This window comes from Dyadobacter chenwenxiniae, from assembly GCF_022869785.1.
Classification (GTDB): Bacteria; Bacteroidota; Bacteroidia; order Cytophagales; family Spirosomataceae; genus Dyadobacter; species Dyadobacter chenwenxiniae.
Map to the genome: position 1 here is coordinate 1,545,547 of NZ_CP094997.1, position 14,707 is coordinate 1,560,253.

At 46.1% G+C, this 14,707-nt stretch carries 15 protein-coding genes; 7 read left to right on the forward strand and 8 right to left on the reverse strand.

The window, feature by feature from the left end; genetic code table 11:
* Positions 1-15: 15 nt before the first annotated feature.
* From MUK70_RS06350 to MUK70_RS06365, 4 genes are all read left to right on the forward strand, one after another.
* Positions 16-1,299 carry a Gfo/Idh/MocA family protein gene (locus MUK70_RS06350; protein ID WP_234658102.1) on the forward strand — a complete coding sequence of 428 codons (1,284 nt, stop codon included), beginning with the start codon at positions 16-18 and terminating at the stop codon, positions 1,297-1,299.
* Positions 1,300-1,423: 124 nt separating this feature from the next.
* Positions 1,424-1,975 carry a hypothetical protein gene (locus MUK70_RS06355; protein WP_234658101.1) on the forward strand — a complete coding sequence of 184 codons (552 nt, stop codon included), beginning with the start codon at positions 1,424-1,426 and terminating at the stop codon, positions 1,973-1,975.
* 81 nt (positions 1,976-2,056) lie between these two features.
* A complete protein-coding gene (locus tag MUK70_RS06360; protein ID WP_234658100.1) occupies positions 2,057-3,118 on the forward strand; it encodes a cobalamin-independent methionine synthase II family protein in 1,062 nt (353 codons plus the stop codon).
* 27 nt (positions 3,119-3,145) lie between these two features.
* Positions 3,146-3,706, forward strand: a complete 561-nt coding sequence (locus tag MUK70_RS06365) for a carboxymuconolactone decarboxylase family protein (RefSeq protein WP_234658099.1) — start codon at positions 3,146-3,148, stop codon at positions 3,704-3,706.
* A gap of 58 nt (positions 3,707-3,764) precedes the next feature.
* Here the strand turns inward: MUK70_RS06365 and ahr are convergent, their stop codons facing one another.
* The 6 genes from ahr to MUK70_RS30800 all read right to left on the reverse strand — a co-directional run bounded on the left by ahr (position 3,765) and on the right by MUK70_RS30800 (position 10,526).
* A complete protein-coding gene (gene ahr / locus MUK70_RS06370) occupies positions 3,765-4,772 on the reverse strand; it encodes an NADPH-dependent aldehyde reductase Ahr (RefSeq protein ID WP_234658098.1) in 1,008 nt (335 codons plus the stop codon).
* Positions 4,773-4,874: 102 nt separating this feature from the next.
* Positions 4,875-5,762, reverse strand: coding sequence for a helix-turn-helix domain-containing protein (locus MUK70_RS06375; RefSeq protein ID WP_234658096.1), 888 nt, complete (start codon positions 5,760-5,762; stop codon positions 4,875-4,877).
* Positions 5,763-5,793: 31 nt separating this feature from the next.
* Positions 5,794-8,190, reverse strand: a complete 2,397-nt coding sequence (locus MUK70_RS06380) for an ABC transporter permease (RefSeq protein ID WP_234658095.1) — start codon at positions 8,188-8,190, stop codon at positions 5,794-5,796.
* Positions 8,191-8,362: 172 nt separating this feature from the next.
* On the reverse strand, positions 8,363-9,688 hold the full coding sequence (locus tag MUK70_RS06385) for a rhamnogalacturonidase (protein WP_234658093.1): 1,326 nt from the start codon (positions 9,686-9,688) through the stop codon (positions 8,363-8,365).
* A 192-nt stretch (positions 9,689-9,880) separates the two neighbouring features.
* Positions 9,881-10,342, reverse strand: a complete 462-nt coding sequence (locus MUK70_RS06390; RefSeq protein ID WP_234658092.1) for a GNAT family N-acetyltransferase — start codon at positions 10,340-10,342, stop codon at positions 9,881-9,883.
* A gap of 49 nt (positions 10,343-10,391) precedes the next feature.
* A complete protein-coding gene (locus MUK70_RS30800) occupies positions 10,392-10,526 on the reverse strand; it encodes a hypothetical protein (protein ID WP_255713481.1) in 135 nt (44 codons plus the stop codon).
* A gap of 228 nt (positions 10,527-10,754) precedes the next feature.
* Here MUK70_RS30800 and MUK70_RS06395 point away from each other — a divergent pair, with 228 nt between their 5' ends.
* From MUK70_RS06395 to MUK70_RS06405, 3 genes are read left to right on the forward strand one after another with little or no spacing between them, the layout of a single operon-like run.
* A complete protein-coding gene (locus MUK70_RS06395; protein ID WP_234658091.1) occupies positions 10,755-11,252 on the forward strand; it encodes a hypothetical protein in 498 nt (165 codons plus the stop codon).
* A gap of 32 nt (positions 11,253-11,284) precedes the next feature.
* Positions 11,285-11,890, forward strand: coding sequence for an RNA polymerase sigma factor (locus tag MUK70_RS06400; protein ID WP_234658090.1), 606 nt, complete (start codon positions 11,285-11,287; stop codon positions 11,888-11,890).
* A 1-nt stretch (position 11,891) separates the two neighbouring features.
* Positions 11,892-13,127, forward strand: coding sequence for a hypothetical protein (locus MUK70_RS06405; protein WP_234658089.1), 1,236 nt, complete (start codon positions 11,892-11,894; stop codon positions 13,125-13,127).
* 214 nt (positions 13,128-13,341) lie between these two features.
* Here the strand turns inward: MUK70_RS06405 and MUK70_RS31100 are convergent, their stop codons facing one another.
* Positions 13,342-13,476, reverse strand: a complete 135-nt coding sequence (locus MUK70_RS31100) for a hypothetical protein (RefSeq protein ID WP_374760172.1) — start codon at positions 13,474-13,476, stop codon at positions 13,342-13,344.
* A gap of 581 nt (positions 13,477-14,057) precedes the next feature.
* Complete coding sequence (locus tag MUK70_RS06410; RefSeq protein ID WP_234658088.1) at positions 14,058-14,681, reverse strand: hypothetical protein; 624 nt, start codon at positions 14,679-14,681, stop codon at positions 14,058-14,060.
* Positions 14,682-14,707: the final 26 nt, after the last annotated feature.

A 14,707-nucleotide genomic window follows, 5' to 3' on the forward strand; every position in this document is an offset into this window, starting at 1 on the left:
CTTAACCCGACAACCATGAGTGTGCATACCAGCAGGAGAGATTTTGTTAAAATGGCCGGACTCGGCGCACTTGGATTTACGATTTTGCCGTCACTTTACGGTAAAGCTGCGGCCAGCGACAGGCTGCGTATAGCGCACATCGGACTGGGTGGTATGGGAAATAATCACATGAAGTGGTTTGCGGACTTGCCGGAAGTGGAAATCGTAGCACTTTGTGACGTAGATGAGCTGCATCTGGGCGAAACGAAAACCAAGCTGGAAGGCATGAAGCCGGGCACTAAGGTGGACACTTACGGGGATTTTCGGAAAGTCCTTGACCGCAAAGACATTGACGCCATAACCGTGGCGACGCCGGATCACTGGCACGCGCAAATTGCGGCACTAGCTTTTCAGGCTGGGAAAGATGTGTATGGTGAAAAGCCGCTTTCCTATTGTCAGAGAGAAGGGAAGATGATGCTGAAACATATGGAAAAGAACAACCGCATTTTCCAGATGGGCAACCAGATCCATGCCGGAGATAACTTTCACCGGGTGGTTGAGATCATTAAGTCAGGTGCGATCGGGAATGTGCATACGGTGCGGCTATGGAAGCAGTCAACGACCAAGGAACTGGGCTCGCCCACGGTTCAGGCCGTTCCCAAAACGCTGAATTGGGATATGTGGCTGGGTCCGGCGCCTTTTACGGAATACATTCCCGAGAAGTGCCATTTTACTTATCGCTATTTCCTTGACTATTCGGGAGGTGAATTCGCTGATTTCTGGTGCCACATTGCCGATGTGGTCTATTCTTCGATCCAGCCAAAAGGTTTGAAAAAGATCAATGCGCGCGGCCAGGCCTATGCCGGCATTGCCGATGCGCCGAAAACATTGGACGTGGATTACGAATTTGACGGCTTGAAAATCTTCTGGACCTCGCTCCCTCCTGATATTCCCGGCGCTGCCGACCAGGGAATCGGGGCGTTTTTCGAAGGAGATAAGGGAACGCTGATGTGCGATTACAACACCCGCAAGATCAACATTAACGGTGAAACAATGACTGACATTGCAACCGTTCCTATTACCAATCCAAGAAGCCCGGGCCATCAGCAAAACTTCGTCGACGCCGTCAAAGCGCGAACGCAACCCGAATCCAACCTTGCCTATGCCCGTGAACTCACCATGCCCATGCACCTGGGCCTCATTTCCTACCGCCTCAAAAGAGAACTGACCTGGAATGCAAATAAAGAAAAATTTGTAGGCGATAAGGAAGCCAATAAGTTACTTTCCAGAAAGCCGCGGAAGGAGTGGGATTTGGTTTAAAAATTGGGTTTAAATCAAAAGCGACTCGGCCGTAAATGAGGAGATTGGCACGTCTGCGTTTTCATCACGAAACCCATTTTATTTTGAATTTTTTGCAGTATGTTTAAGATCTTAACCTGTTTCGATGAAAACTGCTGCCTGCATCATTTTGCTTGTATTGCTGCTCTGCAACATGCTGGGGCTTTCATTGACTGTGTTATGCTTTGATAGCGGCTATAAAAACGCCTCTATCGACATTCAGCGTGCAGAAACGCAGACCGTTAAAATCCCATTGCCATCGGTCCCATATGCAGCTCCGTTAGAACTGGATGACGTTGAGAACCATTTGCTGCGGATTTCGGACGGATTTTATAGCGTAACCAAATACGCACACGAAAATGACACATTATATGTGACACTAACGCCTAATGCATCCGCGCACCAGCGTTTTGCCGAGCTGTCGCACATGGTTAAGCAGGCGCATGCGTTTCCGGCGGGGGCAGCAGAGTCCCCACGCAGTAAAACCATTAAGCTGCTGAACGATCTGATCAAAATATATCTGCCCGCAAATGCTGAGTTGGTGCGCAGTCCGGAGCATTTTGCATCATTATGCATTGAAAATCCATATCCTGCGCTGAGTTTTAAACTACTTTCTTCATTTCCTGCGCCTCCGTTTTCTCCCCCGGAAACTGCATAAATCGTCATTGATTTTTTAGCACGACACGGTTGTTAGCCGTGCGTATGTGTGTATTTTATTTATCCAAAACCAAAAAAAGATATGAGCACAATAGCAACCGAGCCTATTGGCAGCATTCCGCGCCCGGCATATTTACAAAAAGCCATGCAGGCGTTTGACAAAGGAGACATTCAGGCGGATGAAATGTCAGATTTGTTTGAAAAAGCAACTAAGGAAACCATTGAAGCGCTGGAAGCCAGCGGCTCGCCTGTCATATCGGACGGCGAACAGTCCAAACCGAGCTTTGCAACTTACCCGATCCATGGACTTGACAACTTGTCTGGTGACGGCGTGGTCATTCCATTTGCAGACGGCCACACCAGGCAACTTCCAAAGTTGACCTCCGGCCCGTTCCATTATCAGAATTTTGCGAGTGAATATCTCAAAACAGCGAAGAGATTTACGAAACTTCCTGTTAAGCAGGCTGTTATATCTGCTTCTGCCATCAGTTTGTTATATCCTCAGGAAGGCATTGATGGTTATTCGCACGAACAATTTATTGCTGATCTCATCCGGGAAGCCGAAGCGGATATCAGGCGCTGCCTGGATGCAGGCGCATATAACGTACAGATCGACTTCACCGAAGCAAGACTTGCATTGAAGCTTGATCCCAGTAAAGGTATGCTTTCTTCTTTCATAGACCTTAACAATCAAGTGCTTGCGCGATTTACGCCAGAGGAGCGAAGCCAGATAGGCGTGCATACTTGCCCCGGTGGCGACCATGACTCAACGCATAGCGCAGACATACCATACAGTGAATTGCTTCCGCTCTTGTTCAAATTGAATGCCGGCAATTTCTATCTCGAATATGCGGCTGAGAAAGATAAAAAGTCGGTTTTGCAATCCATTAAGGAGCATATCAGTCCAAATCAGCGTGTGTTCCTGGGTGTAACCGACGTGCTGAACCCGCGCATTGAAACGCCGCAGGAGATTTGCGATTTGCTGGTGGAAGCATCCGAATACATTCCCGTCGCGCAACTCGGTTCTACGGATGATTGCGGATTCTCACCATTTGCGGATGACATCTCCACGGCACGTGAAATCGCATTTGCGAAGATCAAAGCCCGGGTCGACGGGACGAAACTCGCCGGGCAGAAAATCTGATTCATTTATAAAACAACTCTAAAACCGATGCCTCATATACAATTAGAAGATGGCGTTCCTGGCATTCTTGGGCCCATGAAATTTAGTCCGAAAACGGCTGAGCCGCTTAATGCGCTGGCAAATGCGCTTTTGCTTGCAGACGAAGGGCTAAGCCGCGGAGAACGTGAACTGATTGGTGCATACGTTTCCTCCCAAAATGATTGCTTTTTCTGCCAGACGATCCACGGCGCTGTGGCCAGTGCTTACTATGATGACGAGGATTGGTCATTTATGCAGCGTGTGAAGACCAACTACCGCGAAAGCGCATTGCCCGACAAAATGAAAGCACTGCTAAACATCGCCGGCAGCGTCCAAAAAGGCGGCAAGCATGTAACAGAAGCACAAATCTTAGCCGCGAGAGAAGCGGGCGCGGACGATCGCGACATTCATGACACGGTGCTCATCGCCGCCGCTTTTTGCATGTTCAACCGCTATGTAGACGGATTAGCAACCACCGCGCCAACGAATCCGGCGATCTATAAAGCGCGTGCAGAGAACATTGTCAGAAAAGGTTACTCCGGCGATTCACCCTACGAGCCTTACGAGTAAAATCCAATTGAGTGAACAAGAAAGCCCGGAGACAATGCAATGTGTCGCCGGGCTTCGTCTAAACCTTCAAAACTATCCGGTAGCGCGCTTTTCCGTCTTCAAGATGCTTGATTGCCTCGTTTACATTTTCTATCGCGAACTCTTCCGTGATCGGGTAAATGTTATGACGGACGCAGAAATCGAGCATGGTTTTAATTAATGCAGGCCCTCCGCCGGGACTTCCGGCAACGGATTTTTGCCCGTTGATCAGGCTGAATGACGGAATGGACATCGGTTCCGGAATGATGCCAACCGTGTGGAGCTTGCCTTTTGGAGCGAGACAGCTTATATAAGTGTCCCAATCAAGCGAAACATGGGCCGTGTTGAGAATAAAGTTGAGCTGGCCGGAGACGGTTTGCAATTCTTCGATATTCGTTGAGTCAACTACCCGGCTTGCGCCCATGCTTTTGATCTCGTCATGTTTCGATTTGTTTGAGCTGAATGCCACCACTTCGCATCCCCAGTGTTTCAGAAATTTGATCGCCAGGTGACCTAAACCGCCAATGCCGATAACGCCAACCTTGTCAATGGCCCTGACATTCTCCAAAATGATGGGATGAAAAACGGTCATTCCGGCGCAGAGAAGCGGTCCGGCTTTTGCCAGATCCATGTTTCCGGGAAGACTGATCACCCACGACCAATGCCCCCGCACAGTGTCCGCAAAGCCACCGTGACGACCGACTAATGTTTGTTCCGAGCTGGCGCAAAGTTGCTGGCTCCCACTCATACATTGCTCACAATGCATACACGATTGCGAAAACCAGCTCAGCCCAACCTTGTCACCTACTTTTATGCCCTTGACCCGGCTGCCTGCGTTAACTACTTCACCCACAATTTCGTGTCCCGGGACAAACGGGAATTGCGTCATATCCCAATCATTGTTGAGCATGCTGAGGTCAGAGTGGCACAAGCCGCAATATGCGACTTTGATGTCGACCTCTTCCAGCCCAATTTCGGGTAGTTCGTATTGAAACTTTTGCAGTCTGCCCTTTGGCTCGTGCGCTGCAAAACCATTCACCTTGATCATATTCACCGGTTTTATACTTTTAAAATCACAAGATCTCTTCTGCAAAGTTACCCGGCCCAATGCCGGACGCAGGTAAGAGGATCAAAGGGAAAAGTATAAAAATCAAATAATGCTTTTTCGTATCGTCCCGGGCGTTTGTCCGGTCTTCTTTTTGAAAGAATTGTTAAAGTAATTGGCGTATTCAAAGCCAAGGCTGTATGCGATTTCGGAGATGGGCCAGTCTGTATGTTTCAGCAAAGCTTTGGCCTCACCCATTACCCGGTCGGAAATATGGACGGAAGTGGGTTTCCCGGTAACTTCCATAACAGCATGGTTCAAATGATTGACGTGGATAGCCAGCGCGTCCGCATAATCGCTCGCCGTCTTGAGTTTCAGCGAACGTTGCGGGTCATCGATCGGAAATTGCCTTTCGAGCAGTTCCAGGAAGAGAAAAGTGATGCGCTCTGAAGCATTCTTATTTTTAAGACCGCCAGAATCGGGCTTCATTTTTAATGCTTCATGAATGATCAGATCGAGGTGGCTTTTCAGAAGGTTGTATTTGTAAATATAGTCTGACTGGATCTCTGAAAGCATATTCTGGAATATTCCGCTGATGTATGTCACCTGCGCATCCGTAAGAAAGAAGACCGGATTGCTTCCTGTTTCCAGCAGGGCAGTGTTAAGCAGGCTCTCACTCCGCTCTTTTTTTTGCACGAACTCTTTTTTGAATAAACAGAAATAACCCAGTTGTTCCGCAGCAAGCGGTTCCCACGAAAACGGCGTTAGCGGGTTATAGAAGACCAGTGCGGGCCGGTCAATTTCAGTTTCAAAGTGATGCCAGCTTAGTTTGCTTTTACTAAGAATCAGGGATATTTTGTAAAAATCCCTTCGGTTATAGACATGGGGTGCTCGGCAATAATCACCGTTTTGAAATACATTAAAATGACTGTTCTCGTCTGAAATGATTCCTTTTTCCGCATAAAAATCTTCAACCGTTCCCTGCCTTTTCATAAAATGAAGTTAAATTAATCAAATGATTTTTTCAATGTCCTTTCAGCGAATCAGTAGGGTTCATCAACGCAGCTTTCAGGGATTGGTAGCCAATGGTTGCGAAGGTGATCAGGATCATTAGTAGACCGGTGATAGCGAAGACGCTAAATGTCATCGGGATATGATAGGCGAAATTTTGGAGCCATTGATCCATTAACCACCACGCCAGCGGAAAAGCAATGGCGGTTGCGATCAAGACGAGCAGAAGAAAATCTTTCGTCAGCATGGCTACTACATTGTGAACTGTGGCGCCCAGCACTTTTCGGATACCAATTTCTTGTCTCCTCCGGTCCGCTGTGAATGCCGCCAACCCAAACAGACCGAGGCAAGAAATAATGATCGTGAGAATGGCGAAATACCTGGCCAGCTGCCCTACAAGCTGCTCAGATGCGTATTGTGCCTGGTAATCATGGTCGAGGAACCGGTAATCGAATGAGTAGCCGGGATTGAATTGCTTGTGAAAATTCCGGATGTTTTCAATCGTTTCTTTTTCCTGGCTGGCCGCCAGTTTAGCCATCACCAGCATCGTTTCCGCCGGTGAAATGTAAAGGATAAACGGTCGTATGGCTTCGTGCAGGGAATTGAAGTGAAAATTTTTGCTGACTCCCACAATGTGCCGTTCCTGGCCACCGATCATGACTGTCTTGCCAATCGGATCGGAAAGTTCCATCGCCTTGACCGCAGCTTCATTGAGGATAATGCTGGCCGCTTCGTTGCCGTAACTTTTTGAAAAACTGCGCCCTTCCAAAATTTTAATGTCCATCGTTTCGATCAGGTCGTAGTTGACAGGCATTCGGAAGAATCGGATTTTATCGTCTGCATTTTTGCCATCCCACCGGACGCCGCCGCCATTACCGGGCATCATGGCGGGCAGGATTATTTTTTGCTGGATACTGGAAGCATTCACAACGCCGGAAACCGATTTCAGCTGCGAGAGAAACGATTCACGCTGCTCAGCAACACGACCATTCATTTCAAAATAAACCACATTGTCCTTGTCGTAACCCAGGTTTTTTTCCTGTAAATAACTGATCTGACGATAAACAACCATCACCGAAACGATGAAGACAACGGAAACTGTAAATTGGAAAATAACCAATCCCTTTCTGATCATCAAATCGCCGAACGAACTTGCCAAACGGCCTTTCAGCGTTATTGCCGGTTTGAAACGGGAAAGGTGAAATGCCGGATAACTGCCTGCCAGCAATCCGGTGATGATCGAAGCGGTGAGCGTAAGCAGGGCAATTTTTAAATCAGAATGCAGCGAAAGGGATTTGCCGGTGATCGCATTAAACTGCGGGAGCAGCATCCATGTTAACAGGATGGCGACCAGCAATGCTAAAAAGCTCATCAGCAGCGATTCGCTCAGAAACTGGAATACCAATGTAGATCTGCTTGCACCGAGCGCCTTTTTTACACCCACTTCCTTCACACGCATGGAGGCTTTGGCGGTGGAGAGATTCATGAAATTAATGCAGGCAATGACCAGGATCAGCACGGCTATTCCGGCGAAAAGCCTGACATAGGTGATTTTACCGCCCACTTGTACGCCATTTTCATAGTTTCCGTACAGATAAGCATCCGAGTATTTGCGCAGGAACAATGTGGATGTTGAATCGTTGAAAGCAGTTTTAGCGAGGCCGGCCATCTTTTGGTTCACCCGGTCAATGTCCGCACCTTCTTTCAAAACGACAAAATTGTCGAATGGCCCGCTGCTGGTGCGGACATCGCCTTTAGGCACAATCTGGTTCCAGGCGTCCATAGACAAGAGAAAGTCGTGCTGCTGCGATGAGTTAGCTGGGAAATCCTCAAAAACACCGGTTACCATACATTTTCCTGAAAAGGCCTGCCATTTCCATTCAAGGATTTTCCCGACAGCGAGCTCCGGCTTGCGGAAAAACTGAACGGCCAGTTTTCTCGAGATCGCAATGGAATTTTTGTCCCGCAGCACCTGGTCTTTCTGGCCATGAATGAGCGCAAAAGAGAACGCATTGAAATAGTCCTGGCTAACAAAATTCCCGCCTGCGCTCATGGTTTTATTCCCGGCGGTAAGGCTGAATTTCTGAAACCAGCTGGCCGGCGTAGTCATGACAGCTGCTTCCACCTCGGGCAGGTCTTTCAATAAGGTTTCCATCATATGATCGCCTGTTGCATTGGAAGTGGCGATTTGGTTACCAGCCTGCTCATGGATCATTACTTCATAAAGGCGGTTGTCTTTTTCATGAAATTTATCAAAACCCACTTCATCCGAAACCCAAAAACAGATAAGCAATGCGCATACCAGCCCAGTCGATAACCCGAGCAGGTTTAGCAATGTAAACTGCTTGTTCTTCAACAAATAACGCCATGCGGTTTTGTTATAATTCAGAAGCATGTAGGGGTTCAGCATATCTTTAATATTTACGATTTTTTGTAGCACATAAGAATGCGTAAGTATGTAAATAATTGCCGTATATACAAGAAATTTATATATAAAAAACGCTTGGTGCGTGTGACCCAGCATTGCTGCTGGCATTCAGCGATGCGCGGCTTGTGAGCAAGCAGTCAAATGGCGGCTTTGGTTAATCGATTGTTTTTGCATTGACTTTTACATTGGTCAGCTTAAAATCCTGCACGACACTTTTATCAAAGGCAGCGTTTTTCGCAGTAATGTTCAAATCCTCAAACCGGAATCTTGACAATTTATCATAGTCACCCGGACTTACGTCGAAAAACACCTCGCATTTCATATCAATGTTTTTTAAACTAATGTTGTCACAATAGGATAGGGGAACGTCTTTTCTTCCCTTCAGGTCGAAAAACTGCTTCCAGGGTTTCACATAGATCAAACTATATGCATAACCCGTAATGTTCTCGACGCTGACAAACTCATATTTTTGCGGCGTGTCGGGTCTCATTTTAAGCCATAGCACACGCATCGCGTTGGTAATGTGGCAGTTGCGCATGACGATGTTTTTGTTGTGAATGGCTTCGCTGCCACAGGTAAGTGCTGCATGGCAAAACCCGAATTCACAATCTTCGATGATTACATTTGTGTTTGCACCATTGCCCTTGTCCGTATCTGCATAAGGACCTTTTCCGCCTTTCAGGGCAATAGCATCGTCATTTACAGCGAGATAGCAATTTTTGATTAACACATTATTACAAACATCGAGGTCGATTGCATCTGTGCTGGGTGCTTTAATGGGTTCGTGCGGCGCGGTAATGCGGACGTTCAGGATCTTAATGTTGTTGCATTGATAATAATGACTCGTCCAAAAACCCGAATTTTGCAGCCGGACATCCTGCACTTGCACATCATTACTTTTCCAGATAAAGACCAGCCGCGGACGCGAAACTTCCAGATTGGTGCAATTCGGGTTTTCTTTTCTTCTTTGCCAGAACGCCTTCCAGTAATTCAGCCCGTTCCCGTCAATGATGCCCTTTCCCGTGATGGTGAAACCGTTGACACCGTACGCATTAACGAGCGCAGGAAAATAATCCAAAGTTTGTCCTTCCATACGCGAAGGCATTATTGGGTAGTCGGCTATTTTATCAGACCCTTTCAATGTAGCGCCTTCCGACACATGTAAATGGGTTTTTGGCTTAAAAAATAAAGCGCCGCTCAGGAATGTGCCTTTCGGGATAACTATTACACCGCCGCCCTGCTTGTGCGCCAGATCAATGATTTTCTGAATAGCCGCAGTTTGCACCACATTGCTATCCGCTGATGCACCATGTTTTGTAATGACAAATTGTTTACCTAAGTTTTCCGGTTTGATCCTTGAACTGTTTGAAAACCAATCGGATATTTTCGTCCCGTCGGGGAATTCCGTCGATTTTTCAGATTGTGAAATTGAGACAAAAGAGATAAGAAGGGCGAAAAACAGCAGACAAAATTTTGCCATAACAAAGGTCAGGGGTTAATGTAATGACAATTTAGGATTTTCTTGCTTATTATTTTCACTCCGTTCGCAGCACCTGCCAGCATATTAATCTTTGTTTTTTTGTTGATAGTAATGCATTAGAACATTCTTGACGAAACCAGTAAGATGAGTTGAAACCGCCAGTAAGGCCCAAAACACGCAATGAAAAAACCTTTACACACCAAGCCGCATTGCGATCAAGTGCTTTTTAAAACCTACTTTTTCATAGGCCTTGATGGCCGGGATATTTTCGTCATATACGTCCAGCCGCAGCTCCGTAATGTTTTGTGAAATAGCCCATTGCTTTAATGTTTCAATAACTTTCTGGTTTATTCCTTTTCCCCGGTGTTCCGGCTTGACGTACATAAAACCCAGATACGCATGTTGCTGGTGCATCAAATAATGCCTGGCGTTTTCGATCCTCGCATAACCTGAGCCTACCAGCTCGCCATCCAGTTCTGCAACGACGATCTCGATGTGGGACGACGCAATCATTTCTTCTATGTTATAATAATGGACGGGATCGTTTTTGATCAAAGGATTGAAAGGACGTTCGGCAAGAATGACACCTTGCTCAAAGGATCTTAAAGTGGGTAAATCGGATAACTGAGCTGTTCTGACAAGAATTTCTGACATGTATTGAAAATGATTAAACGTTTGAAATAGCCTAGCGGATTTATATTATCTAGGAAAAAAGCCTGCCATTTTGAACCAGCTCCATGAATGCTTTTTGGTAACATTCCTTTTTCCCAAACTGGCCCAGCGTCATAATCTTTTCCTTTCCGTTGAAAATAAGCACATTTTCTCCATATGCTTCCATGAGGTCAATGTCAGATAAATAAATAATATGAAAGCCTCAGGCTCATTGAGCTCCACTTTTCTACACACGAGCGGGAGGAAGTGAAGCGCCATCTTGCTGATTTTTAAAGAGGTTATCCAACCAATTCAACGCAATTCTAATCCAGTAAGATGAAATTTCTTGTCATTTTAAGTAGCGTTTCAATGTCCTTTTACGACATCATTATGAACCAATTAATCTATTAGCAAAATGAAAACACAATTCTTGATGCGTATGACGCTTTTGCTCTTCATCCTGTCAATTTCCTTTGCGTGTAACAAGGAAAACAACATTGCTCCTGACCCGGATAATGGCTTATTCGTCCAGACAAACCGTGAAGAGTATCACAAGCTCATGGCAGCACGCGAGACCTTTGACGGGACGCCATTTGAAATCAAAAACGTTGACAGAACGGGTAACACATTGAAGATACGGTTGATGGGCGCCAGCGGCATTGAGAACTACAAAGTGGTTTGGGATGGCCTGCTGCTCGAATCTTTCCCAATGCAGGCCAAGCTGGTGGTGGGATACGATGTGCCGGATGGGGTCCAGGATGCCATGTTGCATGATTACACGCTGGAAGTGGATCTTCAAAAGCTGTTTGGCAGCACAGCAAATGCTTCGGACGTGACTGTGCAAGTGTCCAACGGCTCCAAAAAACAAGATACGGTAATTGATCCCGACGGAAGCACATCCAGTCCGAAGTAACACAGCGTTCTATTCAATCACCTTATCATTTATTGCCCCCGGTTACGCCGGGGGCAATAGCGCTATATCTTCCTGTGGAATGGCTATCTGATTGTACTACCGATGAAAAACAATGGATTGAACGCTGTGCGAAAAAAGATCCCAAAGCACAGCAATGGGTTTTTAAGCACTTTTTTGGTTTAGCGATGGGCATCTGCGTGCGATACCTGTCTGTTTACGATCTCGCCCAGGAAGCGGTCAGTGATTCTTTCCTCAAGATATTTGATCAGCTCCCCAGGCAACTTTCAGAAATACGGTCTTTCAGGGCCTGGATGCGTGCCATGGTTGTTCGCACAGCCATCGACTATTTTCGAAAGGAGAAGAAAAACTTTGCTGTAACAAGTTTGGATGCAGTTGACGGGCATGCTGAAATAGATGAGCAAGTGACTTCAAAACAGTCGGTAGCGGAGATTTTACAACTGCTTGATAAGCTTCCGCCCGTTTGGAAAGTGGTGTTCAACTTGTATGAAGTGGAAGGTTACAGCCATGAAGAAATTGGTAAAATGCTATCTATCACAGCCTCATCGTCAAGGGTTTATCTTGCAAAAGGTAAGCAGAGCCTGCGGAAAATGATCGCAATACAAAACGGAAGCAATTGAGATGTCAGACCAGGAACCCGAAAGCAAGCGGATGATCGACCAGCTCTGGGAGTACACCGAGCCCTACAGGCCCGGCGCCTGGGAGCATTTTGAACGATTGCGGGACAAGCAGAAGCGTAAAAGGAGGGTTGTCACTTTTTGGCTGAATGCAGCTGCTGTGCTTGTCTTTTTCGGGACAGCAATTTTGGTATACCAACTAATGCACCGGGGGAAAACAGCGGAGAACGCAATTGCTGTAAATCAGGTCAGAAACGACAGGGTTCCTGGCAAAGAAAACCTGGAAAAATTGTCGTCTTCTGCAAATACTGGCAGCGTGATATCCAGCCTGGATTTGGGTCAGGTGAATAGAAAAAAAGAAAGAATAGCAGCTGGAACACACAGTCGGCAGAGTTTCAAGAAGGCATCCTTAATCACAATGTCGGAATACCAGCCGGCAAATGAAATCGCTATGACGGATCAGACAACGAAACAGGAAATAGCTAGCCCAAATTTCCTGCAATCCCGACTTTTTCGGGTTCAAAACGTTCATTTTAGTAAATTGTACATTCCAATAAGGCAGCAGCACTCAGAGTCAGCCACTCGTCTGCCTAATCATATTCGTTTCGGCCTTACCGTTTCACAGCAATCAAATCAGGCCGCCGGCACGCGTCCGGAGTTGAATTATGGCATTGGCGGTGCTTTGTATTTTCCCGTTACACAGAAGATGGTTTTTGTCACAGGCACATCTGCAAGTAAGCAGTCCTTGCATGTAGAAAAAGATATCGTTGCATCAACGCCTTTAAATGGGCTTCCCCAGCTAGAACGCGCCCGTTATCAATGGTTCAATGTGGAAGTGCCCATGCACATGCAATACAGCCTTAGAACTTTCAAAAAGGCAGCAATCACCGCTGTGGGCGGCTTTTCAGTGGTGGGCAGCGTCGGGCAGATTTCGGATTACCTGTATAAAACCAGCCGCACCATTACAACGGTGACCGAAACCGCAGGCGGGCCGGTTGTGGTCTCGACTCAAACTGTTGAAGATTTTAGCTCCGTAACGGAAGATAATAAGAAGGCCAGCTGGGTTTTTGGCGGCGCTCTTTATTTCGGGCTTGGATTCAACTATCAAATGAAAGATTACGGTCTGGGAATCGAACCATATGTGAAATATCCGATCGGCCCCGTAACCGCCGAAAAGTTGCAGCTCACTTCCCTGGGCGTTCAATTGAGATTGACAGGATTGATTAGTAAACCAAGGTAAAATGAAACAAAAAGCTTTATCATTAGGATGAGATTTAATGTTCCGGATTGGAAATAATGGTTTTTGACCATGGCAGGAGTTACAACTGGGAACTGCATTTGCAGACGTTGAAGATCCGCTCTACATCGGTTTGAAGCTGAGCCAGTTTCTGCTGAACAGCTTGACCTCCATACTGGTGACTACGACTTTGGCATCCGAGTCGCAAGATGCGGGCTTACTTTCTTCCTGTTGAGATTTCGGTGTACTTACCGTCAATTGTAATCCTGGCGTAGATGTGGGCTTTGCCGTCTGCTTTCGCTTTTTGTCTGTACAGCCAAAAGAGTACAGGTAGGTTCTGTTTCATCTTCATCACCCTCACAGTTTAAGGTTAGAAAAGCATTGATGTTTACGAAACCTTGCTCAAAATCGCCTCGTCAAACATGTCCATTCGGTAACCTAATTTAGTTAGCAAAGCAGGTTACCGAATGCTTTGATCTGGATTGAATCAGAATGATGTGCTTATTTCCGAAAACAGTGAAAAAATGAGGTTTTTAAACGAAAAAAGCGCCCTTTGAGGCGCTTCAAGTGATCCCGCTGGGATCGCAAAATATTGACGAAAGTAGTTGATTATCAGATCGCTTAGTCTCGACAATAGACTAGGTGACTGAATCGGGGATCGAATGAATTAGCTCGATTTGGATTCGTTTTGAAATTCCCTGAAGCAAATTTATCGATTTTCGTCCGCTCTTTCAAGTTGTAGGTAGAAAACATGAGTAACTCATAGGAATTGTTCCCGCAATTGGCAGCTAGAGACTGAGTGGACCGACTTCATCTGCCATCGCTAACAATAACATGTTTACTGCCGACCATTAATCCACTCGTGGACAAAGATTTCTGCTCGATAATTAGCATTCAAGAAACGAGCGTAGAGTGGACATTATCAAACTTACATTAGTCACTATTTGGAAGTACTATCATGGATGCTTTCCATTGAATATACTCATCACCCGCCTTTTCAAGACCATAAAATGGTCTCGTACCTAAAATTAGTACCTCAACAGAAATGACACACTCCCTGGCCACCGTGGTGAATGCAGAGAAACTCGTTGCTTCACCAGGCGAAATAGTCATAAGCCGGTTTTCTTTTTGCTCTGTCCAAATGGCATTTTGATCAGATAGATTAATTTCGGATCGTTGAAATCCTATCGGCCGGATGATCTTGGACTCCAACTCGCTGCCTTGTTGATCAAAGCTTCTGACTTTTAGTTGGATGTCTTTTAGCCAAACGCTGTCAGTTGGGCCTTTTTCAATGTTCAGAGAAATGGCCAAATAGTCAAATGATTTATCAATGTGGGTCCGGTTTTGATCAAGCTTGATTTTGAGATTAATTATCAGCCACCCAGTTATCAGCTTGTATACAAAAAAACAGAACGCTGCATACAGCGCTAATACTTTGAAGAGCTGCTCAATTTCTTTCAGTGGGTCGGAGCTGCGATTATATTGCAGATACAGGCCAAGAAAGAACAGCCCAGGAATAGCGAGTAAACCTGCGAACAGGATAGTCTTTCGTTTCATTGTTTTTTTATTGTTTGTGTATCACC